This is a genomic window from Pseudomonas sp. AM14(2022) (assembly GCF_036346455.1).
Taxonomy (GTDB): Bacteria; Pseudomonadota; Gammaproteobacteria; order Pseudomonadales; family Pseudomonadaceae; genus Aquipseudomonas; species Aquipseudomonas putida_A.
Genome location: NZ_JAOTNY010000001.1, coordinates 178332 through 201332, shown reverse-complemented (window position 1 = coordinate 201332; position 23001 = coordinate 178332). Strand labels below are relative to the sequence as shown.

The 23001-nt window shown below is 51.9% G+C and carries 23 protein-coding genes; 11 read left to right on the top strand and 12 right to left on the bottom strand.

What is annotated here, in order from left to right:
* The first annotated feature begins 76 nt into the window (after positions 1 to 76).
* The 4 genes from V3W27_RS00985 to V3W27_RS00970 all read left to right on the top strand — a co-directional run bounded on the left by V3W27_RS00985 (position 77) and on the right by V3W27_RS00970 (position 3810).
* A complete protein-coding gene (locus V3W27_RS00985; protein ID WP_042556871.1) occupies positions 77 to 430 on the top strand; it encodes a co-regulatory protein PtrA N-terminal domain-containing protein in 354 nt (117 codons plus the stop codon).
* Positions 431 to 597: 167 nt separating this feature from the next.
* Positions 598 to 1134 (top strand): cupredoxin domain-containing protein, encoded by a 537-nt coding sequence (locus V3W27_RS00980; RefSeq protein ID WP_326427869.1) that lies wholly within the window; start codon positions 598 to 600, stop codon positions 1132 to 1134.
* 79 nt (positions 1135 to 1213) lie between these two features.
* Positions 1214 to 1450, top strand: coding sequence for a DUF2933 domain-containing protein (locus V3W27_RS00975; RefSeq protein ID WP_047303434.1), 237 nt, complete (start codon positions 1214 to 1216; stop codon positions 1448 to 1450).
* 2 nt (positions 1451 to 1452) lie between these two features.
* Complete coding sequence (locus V3W27_RS00970) at positions 1453 to 3810, top strand: heavy metal translocating P-type ATPase (protein WP_080963949.1); 2358 nt, start codon at positions 1453 to 1455, stop codon at positions 3808 to 3810.
* A gap of 149 nt (positions 3811 to 3959) precedes the next feature.
* Here V3W27_RS00970 and V3W27_RS00965 read toward each other — a convergent pair whose 3' ends face one another.
* Genes V3W27_RS00965 through V3W27_RS00950 form a run of 4 tightly spaced genes read right to left on the bottom strand, consistent with a single transcriptional unit; the run spans position 3960 to position 5778 of the window.
* On the bottom strand, positions 3960 to 4142 hold the full coding sequence (locus V3W27_RS00965; protein WP_050683282.1) for a DUF1289 domain-containing protein: 183 nt from the start codon (positions 4140 to 4142) through the stop codon (positions 3960 to 3962).
* 2 nt (positions 4143 to 4144) lie between these two features.
* Positions 4145 to 4516 (bottom strand): hypothetical protein, encoded by a 372-nt coding sequence (locus tag V3W27_RS00960; RefSeq protein ID WP_047303440.1) that lies wholly within the window; start codon positions 4514 to 4516, stop codon positions 4145 to 4147.
* A gap of 39 nt (positions 4517 to 4555) precedes the next feature.
* The gene (gene dmeF, locus V3W27_RS00955) at positions 4556 to 5482 is read right to left on the bottom strand and encodes a CDF family Co(II)/Ni(II) efflux transporter DmeF (protein WP_047303442.1); all 927 of its coding nucleotides are present in this window, start codon (positions 5480 to 5482) and stop codon (positions 4556 to 4558) included.
* A 20-nt stretch (positions 5483 to 5502) separates the two neighbouring features.
* On the bottom strand, positions 5503 to 5778 hold the full coding sequence (locus tag V3W27_RS00950) for a metal/formaldehyde-sensitive transcriptional repressor (RefSeq protein WP_047303444.1): 276 nt from the start codon (positions 5776 to 5778) through the stop codon (positions 5503 to 5505).
* 365 nt (positions 5779 to 6143) lie between these two features.
* On the opposite strand from V3W27_RS00950, the gene V3W27_RS00945 reads away from it, so the two are divergent.
* Positions 6144 to 6344, top strand: a complete 201-nt coding sequence (locus V3W27_RS00945; RefSeq protein WP_019821359.1) for a heavy-metal-associated domain-containing protein — start codon at positions 6144 to 6146, stop codon at positions 6342 to 6344.
* Positions 6345 to 6462: 118 nt separating this feature from the next.
* On the opposite strand, the gene flgB is transcribed toward V3W27_RS00945, so the two are convergent.
* The gene (gene flgB / locus V3W27_RS00940; RefSeq protein WP_047303446.1) at positions 6463 to 6876 is read right to left on the bottom strand and encodes a flagellar basal body rod protein FlgB; all 414 of its coding nucleotides are present in this window, start codon (positions 6874 to 6876) and stop codon (positions 6463 to 6465) included.
* Between the two features lie 353 nt (positions 6877 to 7229).
* Between flgB and V3W27_RS00935 the strand changes: the two genes are divergently transcribed.
* From V3W27_RS00935 to V3W27_RS00910, 6 genes are all read left to right on the top strand, one after another.
* Positions 7230 to 7436, top strand: coding sequence for a co-regulatory protein PtrA N-terminal domain-containing protein (locus V3W27_RS00935; RefSeq protein ID WP_047303448.1), 207 nt, complete (start codon positions 7230 to 7232; stop codon positions 7434 to 7436).
* A 176-nt stretch (positions 7437 to 7612) separates the two neighbouring features.
* Positions 7613 to 9607 (top strand): copper resistance system multicopper oxidase, encoded by a 1995-nt coding sequence (locus V3W27_RS00930; protein WP_047303450.1) that lies wholly within the window; start codon positions 7613 to 7615, stop codon positions 9605 to 9607.
* Positions 9608 to 9619: 12 nt separating this feature from the next.
* Positions 9620 to 9868 (top strand): hypothetical protein, encoded by a 249-nt coding sequence (locus tag V3W27_RS00925; RefSeq protein WP_196304185.1) that lies wholly within the window; start codon positions 9620 to 9622, stop codon positions 9866 to 9868.
* On the top strand, positions 9840 to 10814 hold the full coding sequence (locus V3W27_RS00920; protein WP_047303452.1) for a copper resistance protein B: 975 nt from the start codon (positions 9840 to 9842) through the stop codon (positions 10812 to 10814). The genes V3W27_RS00925 and V3W27_RS00920 overlap by 29 nt, the downstream gene beginning before the upstream one ends.
* Before the next feature lie 9 nt (positions 10815 to 10823).
* Positions 10824 to 11639, top strand: a complete 816-nt coding sequence (locus V3W27_RS00915; protein WP_080963950.1) for a c-type cytochrome — start codon at positions 10824 to 10826, stop codon at positions 11637 to 11639.
* The gene (locus V3W27_RS00910) at positions 11629 to 12096 is read left to right on the top strand and encodes a DUF411 domain-containing protein (RefSeq protein WP_047303509.1); all 468 of its coding nucleotides are present in this window, start codon (positions 11629 to 11631) and stop codon (positions 12094 to 12096) included. The genes V3W27_RS00915 and V3W27_RS00910 overlap by 11 nt, the downstream gene beginning before the upstream one ends.
* A 433-nt stretch (positions 12097 to 12529) precedes the next feature.
* Here V3W27_RS00910 and V3W27_RS00905 read toward each other — a convergent pair whose 3' ends face one another.
* From V3W27_RS00905 to V3W27_RS00875, 7 genes are all read right to left on the bottom strand, one after another.
* Positions 12530 to 13855, bottom strand: coding sequence for an OprD family porin (locus V3W27_RS00905; protein ID WP_047303454.1), 1326 nt, complete (start codon positions 13853 to 13855; stop codon positions 12530 to 12532).
* A 220-nt stretch (positions 13856 to 14075) separates the two neighbouring features.
* Positions 14076 to 14408 (bottom strand): DUF2790 domain-containing protein, encoded by a 333-nt coding sequence (locus V3W27_RS00900; protein ID WP_047303511.1) that lies wholly within the window; start codon positions 14406 to 14408, stop codon positions 14076 to 14078.
* A 186-nt stretch (positions 14409 to 14594) separates the two neighbouring features.
* A complete protein-coding gene (locus V3W27_RS00895) occupies positions 14595 to 16226 on the bottom strand; it encodes a TnsD family Tn7-like transposition protein (RefSeq protein WP_230679714.1) in 1632 nt (543 codons plus the stop codon).
* Between the two features lie 382 nt (positions 16227 to 16608).
* Entirely contained in the window at positions 16609 to 18276 is a 1668-nt protein-coding gene (locus tag V3W27_RS00890; RefSeq protein WP_330205735.1) for a TnsD family Tn7-like transposition protein, read from the bottom strand.
* A gap of 16 nt (positions 18277 to 18292) precedes the next feature.
* Positions 18293 to 19753 carry an ATP-binding protein gene (locus tag V3W27_RS00885; protein ID WP_047303458.1) on the bottom strand — a complete coding sequence of 487 codons (1461 nt, stop codon included), beginning with the start codon at positions 19751 to 19753 and terminating at the stop codon, positions 18293 to 18295.
* On the bottom strand, positions 19750 to 21918 hold the full coding sequence (locus tag V3W27_RS00880; RefSeq protein ID WP_326427860.1) for a Mu transposase C-terminal domain-containing protein: 2169 nt from the start codon (positions 21916 to 21918) through the stop codon (positions 19750 to 19752). The genes V3W27_RS00885 and V3W27_RS00880 overlap by 4 nt, the downstream gene beginning before the upstream one ends.
* Entirely contained in the window at positions 21915 to 22769 is an 855-nt protein-coding gene (locus V3W27_RS00875) for a TnsA endonuclease N-terminal domain-containing protein (RefSeq protein ID WP_326427859.1), read from the bottom strand. Before V3W27_RS00875 ends, V3W27_RS00880 begins: the two co-directional genes overlap by 4 nt.
* Positions 22770 to 23001 lie beyond the last annotated feature (232 nt).

The window sequence follows — 23001 nt, the reverse complement described above, 5'->3', positions numbered from 1 at the left end:
TACTTCCTGGTGCTCGACCGACTCTTTAACATGAACCGTTTGGGAGCCGGAAAACAATTCCATAAGGAGTTGCCCCATGAATCGCCTGAAAATTCTGTTTTTTGTGAGCTCAATACTCGTCTCAGCTTCTGTATGGGCTGAAAGTGGCGGAGACCGGGTGATAGAGCGCATGGAGGGTCTGCGCAACAAGGCAGAGGCTGTCCTGATACAAGCTGAAAACGCCCCTGAAGGTCAGCGTCATGTCCACATGACCGAGCATATGAAGATGCTGGGAGAGCTCATGAGTCAACTCCATAAAGATCATCCAGACGCCTCAATGTCACCTCAGCAGCATCTCGCCTGGATGGAAAAGCACGACAAAATCGTCGATGACGTTTTGAACCAAATGCAGCGCGAGCACAAATTGATGCTTTCAGAGAATCATCAGTGAAAAACGGCTTCCAAGGGGCTTTTTGAACAGTAACGTTAAATACGGCGTCGTTTGGACGCCGTGCTTTTTTGAAAACTGACAGAAATGTAGTGTTCAGGTCAGTTAACTGGCAGCTCCGTGTCTTTAGCATAGCCAGTGCTCCCACTCCTCTTACTCTCGAGGTCACTATGAAAATTAAGCTCGTTACCCCTGTCATCGCGGCAATCACTCTACTCTTCGGTGCTACGGCTATGGCCAGCGCAGGGCATGGGAAAGAGGACATCGGCCAGCCTGGAGTCGCCTCTGAGGTTACCCGTACGGTGGAGGTCGAGATGGGCGATATTTTCTTCAAACCTGAAAGCATCAACGTAAAGCCTGGTGAAACCATTCGATTTGTCCTTCGCAATGAGGGTTCGCTGCTGCACGAGTTCAACATCGGCAAAGCCGCTGCTCATGCAGCACACCAAAAAGAAATGGCGAGCATGTTCCAGAACGGGACGCTTAACCCCACCGGTACCGGGAAAACGATGAGCGGTATGAGCCACAGCATGGGCGGAATGAAGATGGTCGGAATGGAGCACAACGACCCGAATAGCGTCCTGATTGAGCCTGGCTCAACCCAAGAACTGATCTGGACCTTCAACGACAGCACAGGCCTTCAGTTTGCCTGCAATGTGCCCGGACATTACCAATCGGGAATGGTCGGTCAGTTTGACCTGAAATAAGCCTAAGCCGGCTTCTCCCACCGCTTCGACACAGGAGTTGGCTACGCTCTGTTGCAGAGTACACAGTGAGGCTTAGATCATGAGTAACCATCAGCGTCTGGATGGAAACACCACCGCACCATTTTGGAGGCGCAAAACAGGCGTTGTACTAATCATGCTCATTGCGATTGGTGCCTTCTACGTGTTGCGGGAGCATTTCAGCCACGTTTATCCATTTTGGCCTTATCTGATTCTGTTGATCTGTCCATTGATGCATTTTTTTGGACATCGCCATGGCGATCAGGCAGCAACCCACAAGGACAAAGAAGGGAAATAGCCATGCCTAACATATCGAGCCACCACGACCACAGTCACGCCCATGCTGCTCCGCTAAATGACGATGATCTACGTGACCCGGTGTGCGGAATGGCAGTCACTTCATCAAGTAAATTTGGTGAGTCTTATCAGGGACAGAAGTATCAATTCTGTAGCCTGAAATGCCAGGAGAAGTTTCGAGCTGATCCTGAACGCTTCAGCAGTAATGTTTCGAGCGCCGAATCCCGTGTCACCACTCCAGAGTCTGCGGTACAAACAGGCACTGAGTTTACCTGTCCGATGCACCCGGAAATACGTCAGCCCGGACCCGGCAACTGCCCTAAATGTGGCATGACATTAGAGCCGGTCATGCCCGCGCTCGATGAAGAAGAAAATCCTGAACTCCGGGATTTCGCCCGCCGCTTTTGGTGGTCGCTGCCATTAACCGTGATAGTGACCTTGCTCGCCATGGCGGGACACACGTTACAACTTTTCCATGGCCCGATCCAAAACTGGATCGAGCTGGCTCTGGCGACACCGGTGACCTTGTGGGCAGGTTGGCCTTTTTTTGTCAGAGGCATAGCCTCTATTAGAAATCGCAGTCCAAATATGTGGACACTGATTGGGTTGGGTACCGCCGCAGCATACCTTTACAGCGTCATGGCAACGCTCTTACCTCAAAGCTTTCCGGCCACCTTCATGCAAGATGGACGCATCGGCGTCTACTTCGAAGCCGCAGCGGTCATCATCTCACTCACCTTGCTTGGGCAGATTCTTGAGCTCAAAGCACGATCGCAAACCTCCGCCGCCATCAAGTCCCTTCTCGGCCTGTCGCCCAAGACAGCACGCCGGATCAATACCGATGGACAGGAAGAAGACATTCCTCTCACCCATGTCCACCTTGGAGACCATCTACGGGTCAGACCCGGTGAAAAGGTTCCAGTTGATGGCTCAGTACTGGAAGGTGAAAGTGCGGTGGATGAGTCCATGCTTACTGGCGAACCAGTGCCGGTAATGAAGAGAGCTGGAGATAGTCTGATCGGTGCCACGCTCAATACACATGGCAGCTTGGTAATGGAGGCGCAGAAGGTCGGCGCCGAGACCATGCTGTCACAGATAGTACAGATGGTCGCTCGGGCTCAGCGGTCCAAAGCACCAATGCAACGAATGGCCGACTCGATTGCTGGCTACTTTGTGATGGGTGTTATCGCGATTGCGATACTGACATTTGTCGGCTGGGGGCTTTTTGGCCCTGAGCCCAGTTGGGTGTTTGGTCTGATCAACGCTGTTGCTGTGCTGATCATCGCTTGTCCCTGTGCGCTAGGTCTTGCTACGCCCATGTCGATCATGGTTTCGACGGGTAAAGCGGCCAGCATGGGGGTGCTGTTCAGGGATGCCAGCGCCATCGAAAACCTTTGCAAGATCGACACGCTGATTGTCGATAAGACCGGCACCCTGACAGAGGGACGGCCAGTGTTTCACAGTGTGGAGGCCACACCCAGTTTCAATCCCCACGATGTTCTCCAGCTTGCTGCCAGTCTTGATCAGGGCAGCGAACATCCCTTGGCTCATGCAATCGTCGATCACGCCCGAACTAAGAACATTAAGCTCACCAAGCCAGAGTCTTTCGAGTCTGGTTCAGGTATTGGGGTCAGTGGGATCGTTGATGGTAAGAAGATCGAGCTGGGGAACACCGCATTGATGGAAGCCGTAGGCGTAAGCGCCACTCCCCTACAAGAGCGTGCTGAGGCGTTGCGACGTGATGGCATTAGCATCATCTACCTCGCAGTCGACGGGGCATTGGCGGGGTTGTTGGCAGTATCAGATCCAATTAAGCCGACCTCCAAAGAAGCAGTCACCAAACTCAAGGCTGATGACATCAAAATCATCATGGCAACTGGCGACGGGCTATCCACCGCTCGGGCAGTCGCCAGGGAGATGGGGATTGAAGAAGTCCATGGTGAAGTGAAACCTCAGGACAAGGAGCGTCTGGTCGCAGACCTTCAGCAATACGGCCGGAAGGTCGCCATGGCCGGTGACGGTATCAACGATGCACCAGCTCTGGCCCGAGCAGATGTGGGCATTGCCATGGGGACAGGGACTGACGTAGCGATGAATAGCGCGCAACTCACGCTGGTAAAAGGTGACCTGATGGGAATTTTACGAGCACGGGCTCTTTCGGTCGCAACAGTAAAAAACATGCGGCAAAATTTGGGTTTCGCCTTTCTTTACAACTCAATGGGCATTCCTCTTGCCGCAGGCTTGCTCTATCCACTGACGGGACATCTTCTGTCGCCAATGATCGCTGCCATAGCCATGAGCGTCAGTTCTGCATCTGTAGTTTTCAATGCATTGAGACTGAGAAATACCCGAATTGACTGAGCTGCAAAATTGCAGCGCACTTGCCATGCGTTTGCATACGACCTGACCAGTCATTCGCATTTGACTGATCAGCGATTGAGAATTTGACCAACCAGACATCAAAGCTGAGGGGCTCATAACGACCCAAAGCGGTAAACCTGGGCAAGTGACTACCCATGTGCTTTCTTCAGTCCCTTCAAGCGCACATTCGCCCTTTGCACAGCGGCCATTTTTTCAGGCCGCTTCATGCGTTTCCATTTTCTGATGTCTTCCTTGCTTCGCCCACAGCTCACACACAGATCACCACTGAGTTGGCAAACTGAGATGCAGGGATTCTCGATTTCTTTAGCCATTGTCAGCCACCTTTGGACACACGTGATTGAGTCAGGCGGGTGTTCCAGTCACCTCCGTGAGTTCGCTGACACTCCTCCTCAGAGTCGAAGCGGACGTTAAGGTCTGAAGGGATCAGCTCGATGTTGGCCTCATTCAGCGCTAAGGCCGTCAACTCAAAGATGCGCGCCTTAGCGTTAACCTGGGCGCGCTTTCTGTCAGCCTGGGTTTCGAACACCCAGATTACCTTCAGGGTTTCAGCCAATGCGCTCAGGTCAGCGGCATGAGTGAGCCAGGTAAAGCCTTCGATTTCACCTTTGGCTGTTTCGCACGCTTCGGTGAGCGTGGTCATCAACCGACGTTCGATTCGTGCCAGTTCACGTTTCCCTGGAGGCATTGCGGGTTCCTTTGGAGACAATGGTGGGGAGCCGCTGAATCAGACAGGTCGAAACTCGACCGTTAGATGGCTGACTTCGTGGACCGGCTTGAGACGTTCACGAATTCTATCGGCGTTCGCAGTGGCCTCACCAAGGACGCTGACGATGGCCGCATGGGCTTGCGGTCCAATCCGCCAGACGTGCAAGTCCGTGATAGTGGCATCCCCCGGTTTCTCAATCAGTTCGCGGATTTCCTCGGCAACGTGTGCGTCTGTCTGATCCAGTAGTATTCCTGCGGTGGCCCCCATCAAGGTCCATGCCCAGCGCGCGATAACAATGGCGCCGACAATGCCCATAACCGGGTCTAGCCAAACCCAGCCGAGATACCGGCCGGCGAGCAGTGCAGCAATGGCCAGAACCGAAGTCAGCGCGTCTGCAATTACGTGAACGTAGGCCGATTTCAGGTTGTTGTCGTTCCCGTGATGGGCATGGCCGTGATCGTGATCGTGATCGTGATCGTGCCCATGACTGTGCCCGTGGCCCAGCAGTAAGGCACTGACAATGTTGACGATCAATCCGACAATCGCGATGAGCGTAGCGGTGCCGAACTGAACTTCCGTTGGCTGCAAGAGGCGCATGACAGACTCAATGCCAATTCCCAGGGAGACCATACCGAGAATCAGTGCCGAGGCGAATCCGCCCAAGTCTCCAACCTTTCCGGTACCGAAACTGTAGCGCTGGCTGGAAGCATGGCGTTTTGCGTATCCGTAAGCGGCGGCCGCGATGCCCAATGCGCCGGCATGGGTTGCCATGTGGAAGCCATCGGCCAGTAACGCCATCGAACCCGTAATATAGCCGGCGGTGATCTCGCCAACCATCATCACCACCGTCAGTGCCACAACCCAAAGCGTACGCTTGGCATTTTCGTCGTGCGCTGAGCCAAGGAACACGTGGTCGTGTGTGTAATTGATGTTGGTGCTGCTCATGAGTGTGTACCTAGATGCGTTCACTTGGCGTAACGGCGAATGGCTTCAAGAAGCTCTTCGACGCCCTTGTTACGCTCTTCTTCGCTGAGCGCAGGGTTCGCGACATGCTCCCGCGCGTGGTCCTCGATGATTTCCTCCATTAAGCCGTTGATTGCTCCGCGAGTGGCAGCAACAAGGTGTAGTGTTTTTGCGCAATCGAGATCCGATTCCAATGCCCGTTCAACGGCTTGGATTTGTCCGGCTATGCGTTTTACGCGGTTGAGAAGATTTTCTTTGTTTGCTGCAATATGGCCCATGGGATCCCCCCCTACCTATGTATTGTGCATGATAGGCATACCCCCTATACCTATACAAGATCAAAGAACGGAGAGAGCATCTACAGTCCCTGGCAGGAAAGAGGCTTCAAGTGCGAGCGAGGAACGAGAGGAGCTGTAATGTCCGCCTCTGGCCGTTCTTTGCCGGCCATGGCCAAAAGAAGCGTACTGGTCGAATACGCTGCAAATGGTTGGTCAGGTCAAATGCAAACGGCTGGTTAAGTCTGCGCAAATACCCATCAATGACGCTCACAACCCGAAACATATAGCTGTTGACCTTGCCATCGTGTCAACGTTGATGCTGTCGGTGCGGTGAAAAGAGACCGCTCAGCACGAGAGGAATAACCATGTTCGTCTTAGATGTATCAGGCATTGGTTGCGGCAGTTGCGTCAGCAAAATTACCAAAGCGATTCAGTCACTGGACAACGAAGCTACAGTTTCCGTGGATCGGTCAGCCGGTAAGGTAAGTGTTGAAAGCAGCGAAAGCCCAGAGCAGATTCGTAAAGCTGTAGAGGCGTTGGGTTTTCCTTCCCAGATCAGCGCTTGAATGCTGGCACCTTTCCATGGTCAGGGCCCCGTATACAGGGGCTCCCCTTGGTTAACCCCTCAGGGAATACCGAAGCAGCCACGTCGGCCACAATTACCGCTCGCAAGCCCTTGCGCTACTAATCACCTCGCAGAGCTTTGAGCAAACCTTTGAATGCTCCATTCAACCGAGTAAAAGCGGCGTCGAAACGTATTCCATTTTCTGTGTACTTTGCGACCTCAACCTGCTGATCGACAGTATTTTGGTCAATGGCAGGTTGAGCCGGTGTACTGTAAAGCAAACTAACTCCATAAATATCACTGACGGATTCTATTCCGGCAATGTGTTTTACATTTGTCGTTTCCAAAGAAAATAGAGTGGCAGGTGTTTTTTCTATTTCGCGGGCGAGCACAGTAGAAAAATCTAAATCTCGGGCCTTGTAGTTCGGCGTATCAGCATTTGCGATGTTGTTACTCAGGATTTCGGCTCTTTGGCTACGAAGATTCAAAGCTCTTTCCGCTACGCCGACCGCTTTTTCGAAACTAATACTCAAGCAATAATCCTCAACAAGCTCACTTAATGTGCTACGCGATACCTCCGGTATTCACATCTCCGACCAGTAGAGGTTCAAAGACGTAGTCACCTTGAGTAACGAAAACCTACAAAGGTTCGCCCGTTGATATTGTTAGTGAGTAAATATCGATGCGCGCTGGAAGACCGAGACCTTAAGGACTAAATACGGTGTTCTTCAAGAGAAATATCGCAACCTGACGCAACTGTAATATTGGCCTAAGCTTCCCGACAGCGGGTGAGTCTTATAGTCCTATTGAGCCTAATGCTCACCCGCTACGAATCAATGCACGATTGGATTCAGGGGCGGCCAGTACTGATCTGAGGAAACCCAAAATGAACACTATCAAATCCTTGTTCGTCATCGCTGCTCTGACCATTTCATCTTTGGCTATGGCTGAGGGCGGTGGTGATCGGACTTTCGCACGTATGGAATTGGCCAGGAATAATTCGGTGGAATCGTACCAGGTAGCTCAAACGCAGAGCTCTCAACCGCCTGTCGCTGAGAGCAAAGCCAAAGCGATGGATCATAAAAACTGCTGAACGATTAGGCACGCGGCCAAGCTGACAGAAATGTAATCACTAAGGTGGTTTAGATGTGGCAATTTCTGAGCTCGCTTGCTGTAAATATTCGTCTTTTTAACGGTAAGCGAAGCTCATCTTGCCAACTCACGGGTTGTTTTGAACGGCTCCCTTTTGACTGATTGGAAATAAACGGCATGCATTCCAAAACCTCTAGACGGACATTCGTTAAAGGCCTAGCCGCCGGCGGCATCCTTGGCGGCCTTGGTCTGTGGCGCACTCCTGTATGGGCAGTGACCAGTCCAGGCCTGCCGAGCGTCCTAACCGGCAACGAATTTGATCTGTTTATTGGTGAAACCCCTGTAAACATCACCGGCTCGCCGCGCACGGCCATGACCATCAATGGATCATTGCCAGGACCCTTGCTGCGTTGGCGCGAAGGAGAGACAGTCACACTGCGTGTGAAAAATCGCTTGGACCAGGACACTTCCATCCATTGGCACGGGATCATCCTGCCGGCCAATATGGACGGCGTACCCGGATTAAGTTTCCATGGCATCGCACCCGACGGTATGTACGAGTACAAATTCAAGGTCCATCAGAACGGTACGTATTGGTATCACAGCCACTCGGGCTTACAGGAGCAGGCAGGCGTTTACGGGCCAATCGTTATCGACTCGAAAGAACCTGAACCTTTTCAATACAACCGCGACTACGTGGTGATGTTGACTGACTGGACCGATGAAGATCCTAGTCGCGTCATGGCGAAGCTTAAGAAGCAATCTGACTACTACAACCACCACAAACGTACCGTTGGCGATTTCATCGACGATGTCAGCAAGCAAGGCTGGTCATCTGCCGTAGCCGACCGAAAGATGTGGGCAGAAATGAAAATGAACCCCACTGACCTCGCAGACGTCAGTGGAGATACTTACACCTACCTCATGAATGGCCAGGCGCCCAACGGTAACTGGACCGGTATTTTCAAAACGGGTGAGAAGCTGCGCCTTCGTTTTATTAACGGCTCGGCGATGAGCTATTTCGACGTTCGAATTCCTGGCTTGAAAATGACCGTTGTGGCCGCCGACGGCCAACACGTCAAACCGGTCAGCGTCGACGAATTCCGCATCGCCGTAGCTGAAACGTATGACGTGATAGTTGAGCCCGCCAGTGAAGAGGCTTACACCATCTTCGCCCAGTCTATGGACAGAACCGGGTATGCACGCGGAACCCTCGCAGTTCGCGAAGGATTAAAGGCACAAGTGCCTGCGATCGACCCCAGGCCTCTTTTGTCCATGGATGACATGGGAATGGGCGGTATGGCTGGTATGGACCATGGCAGCATGGCTGGTATGGGCAGCGGCGACATGTCCGGCATGGCTGGCATTGATCACAGCAAGATGGCGGGCATGGACCAAAGTGACATGACCGGGATGACCGGCATGGACGGCGGTGATATGACTAGCATGGCTGGTATGGATCACAGCAAGATGGCTGGTATGGACAAAGGCGACATGGCCAACATGGCTGGTATGGATCACAGCAAGATGGCGGGCATGGACAAAGGCGATATGTCCAACATGGCCGGCATGGACCACAGCAAGATGGCAGGAATGGGCGGTGGTGATATGTCGGGGATGGCTGGCATGGGTAGTATGGGTGGAGAAATGCAGACTCACCCAGCCTCCGAAACCAACAACCCCTTGGTTGATATGCAAGCCATGACCCCGACGCCAAAGCTAAACGATCCAGGCATCGGTTTGCGGAACAATGGTCGTCGAGTCCTCACCTATTCAGACCTGAAAAGCACTTTCCAGGACCCTGATGGCCGCGAGCCCAATCGCACCATTGAGCTGCATTTGACCGGTCACATGGAAAAGTTTTCCTGGTCCTTCAACGGCATCAAATTTTCTGACGCTGAGCCCCTTCGTCTCAAGTATGGGGAGCGTCTTCGCATCACCTTGGTAAACGACACCATGATGACGCACCCCATTCACCTTCACGGAATGTGGAGCGACCTTGAAGATGAAAACGGCAAGTTCATGGTGCGCAAGCACACAATCGACATGCCACCAGGTACCAAGCGCAGCTATCGAGTCACCGCCGATGCCTTAGGTCGCTGGGCCTATCACTGCCACCTGCTTTTCCATATGGAAATGGGCATGTTCCGTGAAGTACGGGTTGATGAGTAAAGGAGACGATCTGTGAGCACATACCTAAATCGTAAATCGCTGGTCGGTTGCCTCTTTGCCGTCGGCTTGATGGGTGGACTCTCGTCCGTGGCGCTGGCAGTCGAAGATAGTAGTGTTCATTCACCTGCTACTCCTGCGGAAGCAACGAGCAAGCCTGCAACTGCGACAAACGAATCAAAGCCCGATCACGGATCAATGGATCACAGCAAGATGAGCCATGAGTCGATGGATCATGACCAAAAAACCAAAAAGGCAGATTGAGATCATGACCAGTAAGTTTTTATGCCCAACGTTGATAGCACTGGCAGTCTCTACCAGTCCTGCTTTCTTTGTCGTGGTTCACGCCGCTGAAGAGATGGATCACTCCAAGATGGACCACGGCTCAATGGGAGCTATGGACCATAGCAAGATGGCGGCAATGGATCACAGCAAGATGAATATGGATGACGGGCAAATGGACGGAATGGAAAGTATGGATGGAGGGGCGACTGCGACCAGTCGAACCCCAGTCCCCGTACTTACCGACGCCGACCGTGCAGCCGCCTTTCCAGATGTCGCTGGTCATGGTGTCCACGACAAAAAACTCAACTCCTTCATGCTACTGGATAAATTTGAGTACCAGGATGCTGACAACGGTAGTGCATTGGCCTGGGATGCAAAAGGATGGATCGGCGGTGACGTTGATCGACTGTGGTTGCGCTCGGAAGGCGAACGTACCAATGGCGTGACGGAGAGCGCTGAATTATCCGCGCTCTGGGGGCACTCCATCGGACCATGGTGGGACGTCGTCACCGGTGTACGACAAGATTTCAAACCAGGGTCTCCTCAAACCTGGGCCGCACTTGGCATTCAGGGCATGGCCCTCTATAACTTCGAGGCCGAAGCGACTGCCTACATCGGTGAGAACGGTCAAACCGCTGCTCGATTGGAAGGCGACTATGACATTCTGCTGACCAATCGCCTGATCTTGCAGCCGACGGCCGAAGCCAATTTTTACGGAAAAAATGATCCTCAGCGCGGCATTGGGTCTGGATTGGCAAACACCGAAGTAGGGCTCCGATTGCGTTATGAGATTGTTCGCCAATTTGCCCCTTACATCGGGGTTAGCTGGAGCCGCTCCTACGGCAATACGGCAGACCTGGCCAGCGATGAAGGGGAGGATGCGAACGAGGCGCGATTTGTCGCCGGTATTCGGATGTGGTTTTAAGAGCCTGACATGAAAAGAACATTGAAAACATTGACTGCTGCCGGGGTGGTTGCCGCAATAACAGGTGCCGGCGTGGTTTATTTTGGTGTGATCAATGTTGGGGCGGATGAACCACATTCCGATCCCGTTTTAGCCCTACTTTCCACCGCTCGGGACCGCTCGATCGAAGTGCGCTCACGCGACATTAAAGTCCCCGACCTGAGCGAAGAAGCTCTCATCCGCGCAGGTGCTGGCAACTACAACTCTATGTGCATCGGTTGCCATCTGGCTCCGGGTATTGCAGGAACCGAGTTAAGCAATAGCCTTTACCCTGCACCTCCAAATCTTTCAAAACTGGGCGTTGATGGAAACCCTGCCGCAGCTTTCTGGATCATCAAGCATGGAATCAAATCCACAGGCATGCCCGCTTGGGGTAAAAGCATGGCCGATCCCTACATATGGGGAATGGTCGCTTTTCTCCAGCAATTGCCTTCATTGGATGCAGAGCAATACAAAGCTCTAGCAACCAGCAGCGGTGGTCATCAACACGGTGGCGGCGAGAGCAAAATGCATAACCATGAAGGCCAGCATGAGGGCCAAAAAGGGGCTATCGCGGGGCATCATGATGCGGGTGCAGCCGAAGAGATAGCCGAGGCAGGCGACCATCATGGCGAGAAAAACAGCGCTCATGCCCATGAGGCGGCCGCAGCGCCTTCTCAGGATGAAAGTACCGAACACGCCCATCCTCAAGCTGTGGAGGCTTCACATGACGCCCCTGCAACTCCGGCCACTCAGCCAAAAACTCATACCCACGCTGATGGGAAGGAACATACCCATGCGAAATAACTTTCTTCGTCCCGGTCGGGCACTTCGCCTCGCTGCATTTGCGGCTCTGTTTATCAGTTCAACTGGTCATGCAACAGAGTCGTTGACGATCGACGTCCATCGTGACGCTAACTGTGGATGCTGCAAGAAGTGGATCAAGCACCTTGAAGCTAACGGCTTCACCGTCGTTGATCATGTAGAAACCAACATGAGCGCGGTCAAGCAGGATCTCGGTGTTGCTCCACGACTCTCGTCCTGCCACACAGCAATGATCAATGGAAAGTTTGTTGAAGGTCACGTGCCCGCCGAGCAAATCATTGCGATAAGCAAACGTGATGACCTGCTTGGGATTGCCGTTCCAGGCATGCCGGCCGGCTCCCCAGGAATGGAAGTGGACGGGAAACATGACGCTTATAAGGTCATCGGCTTGTCCAAAGCAGGCGCAGACCAGGTCATTGCTGAATACCCCGGAAAATAATCTAGCCCCTCAATCCTGTCCCTGCATGGTTAGCGACATAGCCATGCAGCGGGACAATACTGTCCATTTCGCGCTCAGCAACACGCCAAGACAATGAGCTACTGTTGGCCGCCTCTCCTGCTGTTCCCCTCAGCCCCACGCTATAACGCCCTCAACTAAACGATGCGCACGCAGTCGAAGTGAACATCGACGATGACTCTGCACCTTCAGTCTCAGTTATGAATGGAGTTGCCTGTCAACGGATCAAAAGATCCTAGATGGCAGGTTTAGCGGGGCGAACACAGGTACTGACAACAGAACGTCCCGCCCTTATGTCAATCCACATAAAAAAAGGCGCCACTAGGGCGCCTAAGCCGCCTCCCAAACCAAAGGAGAAACAAGGAGACGGGGTGTACCTGGTAGTCGAACAATTGGTGCCGCAGGTTATTGCTCGTTAAAGTAGTTGCAGTGGGTACTCGACAATCAGTCGGACCTCGTCCAAATCAGATTCGAAATCGGTAGCACGTGTGGTTGCTTGGCGAACACGCAGTGACATGTCCTTCAGAGAGCCTGACTGGATGATGTACTTAGCCTCAATGTCTCGCTCCCACCGCTTTTGGTCTTGCAAGGGCGCTCCATCTGCTCCGCGACGCATGTACACGCTGTTCGCGTTGGAATAATCAGCGTCCCACCCCTTCGCGTAGCGAGTCATGAAGCTTAGGCCCGGAATGCCAAAAGCTTGCATATCCAGGTCATAGCGTAGCTGCAAGGATTGCTCTTTCGGTGAGTTGAAGTCGCTGTACTGGATGGAGTTATCCAGAAAAATCGAGTCCGATTGGCGCAGGTAATCAAAGTCGTCATTGCCGTTGCTGCGCTGATAGCCAACGGTCACCGTGTGGACGCCGAATTTGACCCCGGCTTTGCCACTCCAGATATTGTTATCAAAGCTGTCTAGGAGTTTTTTACCCTCGTCGACCGCGCGGTAATAATTAAATCCACCGATCAACGCGACGCTCTCTGAGAGCGGGTAGCTCAAGGAAGTGCCTGCGTAATACTGATTCCAAACATCCTTAAATTGGCTGGCGTAAAGACTCACACCAACATGCTCATTAACGGTGTAATCGCCCCCAAGGTAAGCAATCCACGGAGCATCAACAGCACCGGCATAGAAAGTCGAAAAGCCGTCACGCATGCTGCTCGAATTGGGTTGGCTCATCGCATGCAGCCGGCCCCCCTGAATGGTCAGGTCTTTAATGCTGGTATTGGTGAACGTTGCCCCCCTAAAGCTCTCTGGCAGCAGTCGAGAATCGCCATACGCCACGACAGGTGTGGATGGAAATACGTCTCCTACTTTGACCACCGTATCCATAAAGCGAGCCTTCGCGGCTCCGCCTACTTTTGAGTAAGAGTCTTCAGGTTGGCCTTTGCTGTTGTAGGGCATGACATCCACTGAGCTTCGAGTCCCCGAGCGCCCATCACCCGAATCAAGCTTGAGTCCTACCATTGCAAATGCATCAATGCCGAATCCGACGGTGCCTTGGGTAAAGCCCGAATCAAAACGTCCAATAATCCCATGAGCCCATTCTTCAGCGTAGCCATTGCCTGTAGGACTTGACTGGCCCTTTCGATAGTCACGATTGAAATAGAGATTACGATTGAGAAGGCTAAAGGTGCTTCCCTCAATGAATCCCTCAGGTTTTGGCTCAACAGCCACTGCAACTTGCCCCATGCTCATGCCAAGGGCAATGAGAGAAAGACCATAAAAGCTTTTATTGTTCATTTAACACTCCAGGCTTTAGCTTGGCAGAGTTTCTTTATGAAATATTTTTATCATTATAAAAAGCCACCGGCACATAGGAATTCCCTCTACGTGCCGGCAGACATAATTTCATACAAAAGATAACTCCAGCGTGACCTGAAAATTACTTCTATGTCAGCGACCAGCAAGCATGCTTAAAAAGCGTAAATGAATGATCTGATGTAGACATGACCTTAAGGGGCTAACTTCCATGTGGGCAGTCGGTACCCATAATCTTGTATTCCACGGTATTAAGCTTGCCCGCCGAATCTTCATAGGTCATGCGCGTAGGCGCAACACTACAGTTTTTGTTGGCCTGTGTGACACTGACCACCTTCTGAATATCGAGGTTCATACCATATTCATAATGAACAACTTCAGGGACGGCCTTACCATTTCTTAAGGCATATTGCTCCATCGCCTGTTGGTTTTCTTGCATCATCCGACCATACACGCGGTCACCGCCTCCTTCAGCCATGGCTAATGAAGATAAGGTCAAAATCGAAGCGGCGCAAAACGCTTTCACTGCTGTCATTGCTTTCATGATTTTCTCCTAAGCTCAATTTTCTGAGTTAAAGAGTAACAAGTGAAAGCTTTCAGAAAGCTGCCGCGAAGGTTACTAATGTGAAAGGTGAACCCTACTCCGCGTTTACGCTTTCAAGCCAGATGGCATTTTTGTTATCACCAAAGGATGGCAGACGCTGACGGAACACAGATGACCTCAAAAGCTTATTGGAACCGGTGGCCCCTCCCAATTCCTCGATACGCCGGTAGATCTGAGCAAGGCCTCCGCGTCGACTCCGGTTTTTTCCAGGCTTGTCAGATCCCACTCGAAGAAACTGGAAAATACCAGGAAAACCTTGCTTGCTACCGCTGAAGTCAATCTTACCGTCGAGTAATTCACCGGGAGCTTCATCCGGATGAGTTCAGAGACAGTCCATACCAAAGTTCTTAGACGGAAATGCCATACTGACTCTTGATGAATCTTTATCTGTTGATAAGTAAGGGGGAACCTCTGCTTGCGTAGATCCAGCTCATGAGGTAACGAACCTGGGAGTAGCGATTGCAAATTCCGAATGTTCACTCTCTTCGGATCTTTCGTAACTTTATATAGCTCATCTACGCCCGCTTCGATAAGGGCCGCATACGCGCCGTCTCTTGAGTCGACAGACTTTTCGACCGTAACTGCAACTTTTTTAGGTGCACGGAGTTTTGCCATTAACCATGCGTTATCATGCTCTAGAATCCATTGCGTAGGTTTGTACGCCTTCTTCCAGAGGTACTCGACATCGGCGTCGTTACGTAGCGCTAAAAGCAACTCAATTTTTTGGCGATACCTAGTTTTTTGGCTAGGATGCGATTCTTCGACTTTGGACGCTCGCGGAGAAACAGAGGCACTCAGCAGAATAGACTCATTCTTCAGAGCCTCTTCAAAGTCATCTGCACTGGAAAACAAATGAAGAGCAATGATCAAATGTCGCGCGAGCGGCATATTTAGCTGACCTTTGTCTGATTTTAGCCGGATCCATTGCTCATGCTTACCGGTGTTATAGGCTGGATCAATCTGCGACAAAAGCTCATCGCCGTAAGCGCTTTGGATGCTGTCGAATAGTTTTGCGATACCTGCATTTTTTCCGAAAATATATCCGCGTTTCTTGCATTGGCGGACGTAGCAAGAACTTAATACCGTACTGCCTATCGGAGGAATATTGCGTTGCAAGATATCGTGTGCGAACAGGGCGACTTTCTGTTCCAATTTTGAGCCCTTGCGAGTCGCTGCGCTGTTTAAGAGGCTCCAACCGCATGCGCATGGCTCAGTCAGATTGGGAAGTAGCTTCAATTTTCGGTAGAACGGGCGAGAGCACTCGGGGCAGGCATGGATCAATGCGTCGCCATGACGCCAACAGACGGCAACACCGGGTATTTGGTGAGATCGATGCCAGTAGGCAGAACCCCGATCAATCAAATCCTCCTGAACGCAGGTAGGACAAATCTTAGCCTTGCCATGGGTGGACTCTTCTCTGCGGGGCACCCGTACCACCCCGTCATAACCCAGCGGTCCTACGTTGTTCTCCGGACCCTGCTTAACCCCAAGAAAAGGTCGGTAAGCAGGAAAAGTGGTATTGCTACTGATCAGCTCTGCGAGATTGCTCTCCGATTGCCCCGGCAGTCTGTGGGCGAGCCTCTCGATCTGATTGGGTACGATGCCACCAATGCAAAAGGGTTTCGATGCGAACAAATCGCGGTAGGTTTCTGTCGCGGTTCTGTTGCCTGACAGATAGTGATATCGGGTGAGACGAGAGTGCAGCATTTCATCCGGCATCGACACGGGGAAAAACAATAGATCAGACATCATTTACCGATTAAAGGTAGGGCTCGAAGAGAATATGCATCCGGGGGCAGTATATATGCAACCCGTCAAATTCTGTATCCGGTATCGATTTGCAAATGATACCCAGCCGCTCAACTTTTAATCGTAGTGAATTCATCTAAGCCCTGCCGCGATCGTACTCTTGAATACAAAACACGTATCGATAACCCGCGCAGGTCAGCCCATGGCGATTGCAAAACTATTTCTGTTGATCGCGGGTTAGTACGTTTTACTTGCTGATCGTGGTCATCCAGCGTATGCCGTAGCTATTCTGGAAGGTGCAAATTTTCATTAATAGAAAAATAATGTGTTTACGTTGAATTAAATTCAGAACTTTTTTAGATCAAGGGAATGGGTGGCTGGATTACAGCGTGGGCCGAATGCTCGCGACCCTGTAGAGCGAAGAACGTGATATAGGCTTGCTCTCCGAGAGCAATTTGCGTCTAGCCCATCGCAGACGCCTATCGTGAAAGCCTTCGATTGATTCACATACTTTGTCGAGCATTGCTGCACAGAGAGGAAGCTTGCAGAGCTGCTTTTCGAAGCGAGACAGAACATGAAGCTCCCGGCCAATTCTGGTACGCGAGATGCGGACAGGCTTACCCGCAAGAGCATAAAGCGCTTCAGCACACTGACGGACTTCGCCGGCCAGTCTCGCATCGAGGGCAGCGAACATTTCGGCGCTATTTAGACGGGGCGTACGATGGGGGCTTGGGTTTAAAGTTGACTCCGAAAGCCACTGCCTATCGTGGCGATACAGCCACGCATACCCCCTGCATGCATGTGCTTTGTAAAAGCGATAATCAGCCTCGAAAGCCGTGCGTCTTGCGCATAGCTCAATGCGAAATCGTGCCTCCCTCCAAGCACCTTGCCCGCCGGCTACATTTCGGATGTGACGATAGACATACGCCAATGAAACGCCTAGAACGGCAGCGATCTTTTTGGCATCAGCTCCCTCAAGAGCATGTTTCCACACAGCGGCTGACGAACAGTCCAGGCCTTCACCAGGCATCACCCGAGAAAGGCGCGTGTGAAGTTGAATGTGAGCTATCGGACCACACTCCACCGCCTGTTTCACCGGGCGTTGACCATGCAGCAAGCTCACCATGTCAATGCCCAGAGCACCGGCCAATAAAATGTATTTGAGCGGATGGTGGGAGGTTATTGACGTACGAAGCAGCTTCGTGACCCATGAGGCGGGTGTACCTGCACGAACTTCTCCGAGTATGGAAAATTCCCATTCTCGCGGGAGTGCGGCAAAAAAATCGGCCATGTGCTGCGCCAGCATGTGCAGGTGCAAGCGATGGTTATCAGAGGCAAGGTTAAGCTGCGTTGCCCTTTGTAAAAGCGTGTAGCGCACCGCCTCCGCTGACAAAGCACTGACTTCAGACTCGATGACCTGAAGTGAGCGCAACGCTATTTCGTGAAGCGGCGGCATGCTCAGCGACGGTGTATCGAGACGTACCGTGTGTGCTTGCACATTCTCATCACCCGGCAGATTGAGTTGTCGAGAGCTGCGGCTGGACCAGCGAGGATCAAGGACACTAAGTGACGTGCCGTGATGCGGACATACCAGCACGCCTGGAAGCATGTGGACCCTGTGCCAGTAAGCAACTCCCCGTTGGGCCTGATCTTGGGCGATACATTCTGGGCATAACCGCACTCGGGAGGCGAATCCAATACGGCTCGCGTTGACGCCCAGCTTCAACATCAAACCCTTCCCATCGGCAGTCATCAGCGTCCGAGCGTGTACTACCTGGCTCATAGTCAAAAACGGCGCATAGTAGGGAAATAGCGTGTGCCGCATGAGGACCTCGGCTATCGATAGCTCGGTACCGCTGGGTAGCGCGTCGACAAACTCCCCTAAATGACTTGGGAATGCAACATTTTGCGAAAATGCTGCCGCCGATTTCAGACCGGCAAATGCTGCTTGGCAATTACGAACACCACAAAGACGGGCATAGCGAGATATCACGCTGTGCAGCGTCTCATCGGGGAACGCCGTGGGGAAGAAATGGAGTTTAAGGTGCACTTCGCCACCCCCCGACTCACGCTTTGTGATACATCGGTGAGAACTCAAACAAGTCCTCGTTGAGCCAGCCCGCAGCTCGCAGAGCATCGAGGGGAGCGTCCTGTTCGCTTAGGGCTTTAGCCTCTGAGTTTTCCACACCAGTTGCAATCGGCGATGGGTGATCCTTCGCAAGAATGGTTGGAGATTGGTCTGCCGGCTTCTCACGGGACACAACGCTTCGAAGCAAGGCGAGGCGATCCTCTCGTGCCAAACCGTCGAAGACCATCATTTCGCTCAGCTGATGCTCAATCGGCAGCAAATCGTCGAACTGCCGCATCCGCTTCGGATCTCGGCTACGCAGAGCTGAAAGGGCTGGCTTTAGAATCTGCATTTTTGAGTTGCTTACCTTCACCAGGACCTCGGCAGTCAAACACTCCGAGCCACTCTGGACCGCATAACGCTGACTCAATACCAGCAGCTTGACCAGGAAATCTGTGACGCCTTGAGTGTGCTCATACAGCGTGTCGAAAATCTCGTCAGTCAGCTCAGCAGTCTGCTTGCACCACTGATAGCTCCAGAGATTTTCGACTAACAACCGCCACTCCTCATCCTCTTTTTCGAATCGTTTGAATTCCAGCGTACCGGCACCACAGACTCGGCGGGCAGTCCGCATGGCTTCTGAGAACAAGCTAATCGTAGAGTTCGTGCCACTGAAAACGACCGGGATACCAATGTTGTTAACCAAGTGAAGAAAGAAATTCAGCATGCTCTCCTTACCACCGGTTTTCGCCAAGTGGAGGTTTTGCAGCTCGTCGATTAACAAGGCGCCGATGAAAAACGTGCTGGCCACCTGCTCCATCTGTTGCAGCGCATCATTGATGTTTCGATGCCTGTAGCGCTTGTGATAGTCCTTGTCTCCTAGAGCGTCACCAACCGCATAAAAAAACTGCTGGCAAAATCCAGCCAGCGATCCATCCCGAGGGCAGTCAAGCTTCAGCCAAGTGATTTGGGTATGAACAAACTGCTTTCCCTCATAGCGCTCATGACGGATTGTCTGTGGATAAAGGCTCAAAATGGCGTGGAGTGCCGTCGACTTGCCAATGCCACTCAGGCCGACGACGGTAAACGTTTCGGCAGTGGACTTGAACGCATCGTGGTAACGCTGAGCCCCCGATAAAGAATGCAAATGCCGGACGGTAGCGGGCGACATCGGGTTACGCCCAACATACCCTCGACGGATGAGCAGTGAAAACAGGGCCTCCAGTTCCAGGTGTAACAAAAACGGCTGTACCACGGTTCTTAATCGGTCGATACAGTGAATTCGAGTGGATCCTTCGAGGGTCAGCTCTTTCGGATCCACCGGCTGAGGAAAATTCGAGATCAGCTCAATAGCCGCCGCCTCCGACAATATAGGAGGCAAAGCTTCGATAAGCGGATTGCCCGCATACTCACTTATGTCCTGTTTGACGTAATTGGCAAACGTCTGCGCACCTTTCATTTTGCCTGTCCTGGCCGAATTCTTTTGAGCAAATCGATAACTTGCGCAGTGCGCTCGCCGGCATATGAGTCATGCGCTTTCGGTGTCGATTCAGATTGAAGTGAAGCTGGCTCCGCCCTGACGCCTTCAGGAACAGCCGCATTTTCACGCTCACGGAGACGTTCTTCTGCGCGGTTCTCGCGGATGTTTCCAGTGGCCTCTGCCTTGGTGGGCGGAGCAGGTTCCAATTTTCGTTCTGCGAGCGCATGGCTGATGATCTGGTGGACCTGATCGCTAAGCTGCACACGGCTTTCCAGCTCGGCTCGCCGGTGAGTAGGCGGTTTTTGGCGATAGGCTTCGAGCAGATCAAAAATCTCGTCCGAGCGGTAATTCGCGTAACCGGCATCCGATCGTCGAAGATCACAGCGGATAAACTGCTTGGCCTCTCCCTGGATCCAGATGTGCGCCGCAGAGTTCGGATCGAACCAACACTCTATTGACCAAACGCCCCCTTTGCGAGCCTTGGCAAACCAATCTTTCTCTATGGCCATATCACAAACGTAGTGCATGCCGCGAAACATCACGCCGCCCTTTTGAACGGTCGCGCGCTCGCGCGGCAAGAGATGGAGGTAAACCAGCTCGTCGGGACGTTTGTTGGATTCGATCAGGTCGTTTTCGCAGGCCCAATTCCATATCCCGTTGGGCGTAGGTTCAACACCGTCATTCATCATCGCCTGAGTCAGTCGGTCAGGCTGTCGATGGTGCCGGTTATAGTGGAGCACGCAATTGATGAGGATCTGGGTGAACTCTTTGAGGTTTAGCGTGGCATCGAGCCGGTAATCTCGCTCGCCTCGCTCTTTGTCTCGCGCAGCTACCCCGCCAGGTAGCCATCTGATACCCGTCAAATCATTCAAAATGCCAAACCGACTTTCTACCATAGGCTTCCAATCAGGCCGATAAGGCGGAGCCGTGCCCATCTCAATTCCCAAGCCTGACGATAGCCCCTCTGCTGCCAGTGACAACATCTCTCCCCTGTCGGCGTAAATCTGGTGGGGCAGGTGGTGACAATTCCAATCATCTGAATTGATTTCAACGCCGTTCTGAGCGCAGAACTCGACTTTGGGGGTAAACGCGTTGAACAGCGCTTGCCTCGCCCCGTTCCAACTGGGACCTTCCAATCCTACATAGAGGCCAACAATCATTCCGGAGAAACTATCCACAACGATATAAACTACGGGCCGGCCAATGAGCATCCGTCTAGAGTAGCTATTGACCAAATAAATATCGGCAATAGTTGCGTCGATTTCGAACTGATGACACGGTCCACGCAGCCAATCGCGAACGGTACCTGAAAGCGGACGGCAGTCCTTTAACCACTTCCTCAACCCTTTACGGCCACGCTCGGTTTCAATTTCGTCGAAAAAAATCTGTCCCCAATATCTGAATTGCCTCAGGCTGGGCAGCTCTAAGCTAGGTAGCAAACGAAGCTCTTCTTCACTGTTTTTAGAGATGTCTCGAACCGAGTAGAATCTTCTCAACATTTCGTCATATGCGCTCGAAATAGAAGATTTCTTATCTTTTACATAAAGGGCATATCCAACTCGTATGCATCGTTTATCAACCGCACTGAGCATCTTTGAAGGCGCAGTGAGAACGCCTTGAAACGTAGGTTTTCGCCCCGGAGGCCTACTCGGATCATATTTTCTATCGGCAACACCTACCGCCGAGTAATTATTAAGTAATGAGTTTCGAACTTGACCATAAAACCAATATCGGTAAAGAAGCCGATAGATCGTTTTTCGCTGAATTCCGAGCTCTGACGCCCGTTTGGTAACAAGCCGGCCTAACTCTCCCCGTACAAATATTCGTCCTAGATATTCAGGATCTAGCAGAGGGGCTATGACAGCCCACTTTTCGTCCCGGCCTTGCTTGGCTCTCTCATCCAGCTGGTCCTCAAGCACAAGCATAAACTCGGGTGTGGTAATGGCTGCTGGTTTCGTGTGACCAGACGCCAACGAACGACGCAACTCTTCGAGACCAATGGCGTAGGGCTGCCGGGGTGGGTCTGTTAGGTCTATCACCACAGCCAAGTCATGCGTTTCATCTTGGTAAATGAGCCTAGCTATCGTAGCGATGACCGACAGATCGGTAACAGGCTCAAAAACCTCATTAACGAGGACAGTCATGACATTTTCTCCTTCAACGATCCTTGGACAGGGATCTGGAAAACTTCGAATTCAGGAACTAGACCAGTAAGGTGGAGAGGAGTGTTAATCAAATCTATTTTCAGTACCTTGTTCCAAACCAGATGGAAGAAAATTGCCTGAGCGTCTAGATAGGAAATGGACAGAAGGGACGCTATTTTTCTTAGACAGGTGGCCAAAGTCCACGAATATTCTCGGCTATTTGCTAGGCACTCGATAAAATTCGAATGCAAAGGGACTTTCATTAGGTCACGAGGGAGCTTCGAGTATTTTCTGATTAGTCCAAGATTTTTTATCAAATCTCGTGTAAAAAATTCGTCTGTGACGATTTTCCAATCAACACCTTGGCTTTGCCAAAAGCGCTTTTCAATCTCAAGTTTTTCAAGCGTGCGGTTGCTTCCTTTGCCAACTAGGTCGGATCGATACTTCACCGTTCTAGCTACCGACTTAAAGTTTCCGCTCAAGTCCTTAACGGTTAACAGGAAATCTGTTGTCATTACATAGGGCAGTGTCGTTCTAGGGTATCTGGGATAACGTACATCTATTGCCGACGCTATCGCTTGCGCGCGCTCTGTGGGTAGTAACGGATATTGCTCACGGATATCCACGACGTCTTCAGAAAATTCACACACAAGGAAGTACGAACGCTCGAGGTCTGACAGTAGGTGATGAATCCTCTCGATCTTCACACCTTGGATCTTGTGCGAACGACCTATCGACGGGACATCTTGTACCCGCAGCCAAGGCACGTAGCTTGCCCCGGCGCCTTCGCCAAATCCATTTGCAATGTGCCGTTCAATGTCCTGCTGTGATGCAAACTTACGACCTCGCAACCCACGCCTCCTCAGTCGATGCGGACCGCTTCACCTCACGCCGAGAAAAGTCGTAGAAGAACACGACCGCCGTAGCGGCCATATTCAAAGCATTTTCTAGACTACACCCGCAGAGAGTTGAAGCGATGAATCCAGACCAAAGGGAAAGCCTGGAAAAGAAAAACCCCCGTAGATACGGGGGTTTGAGCCTTGTGTCAATCTATGTTCATGAGTGTCAAACTTTATTGTTTTG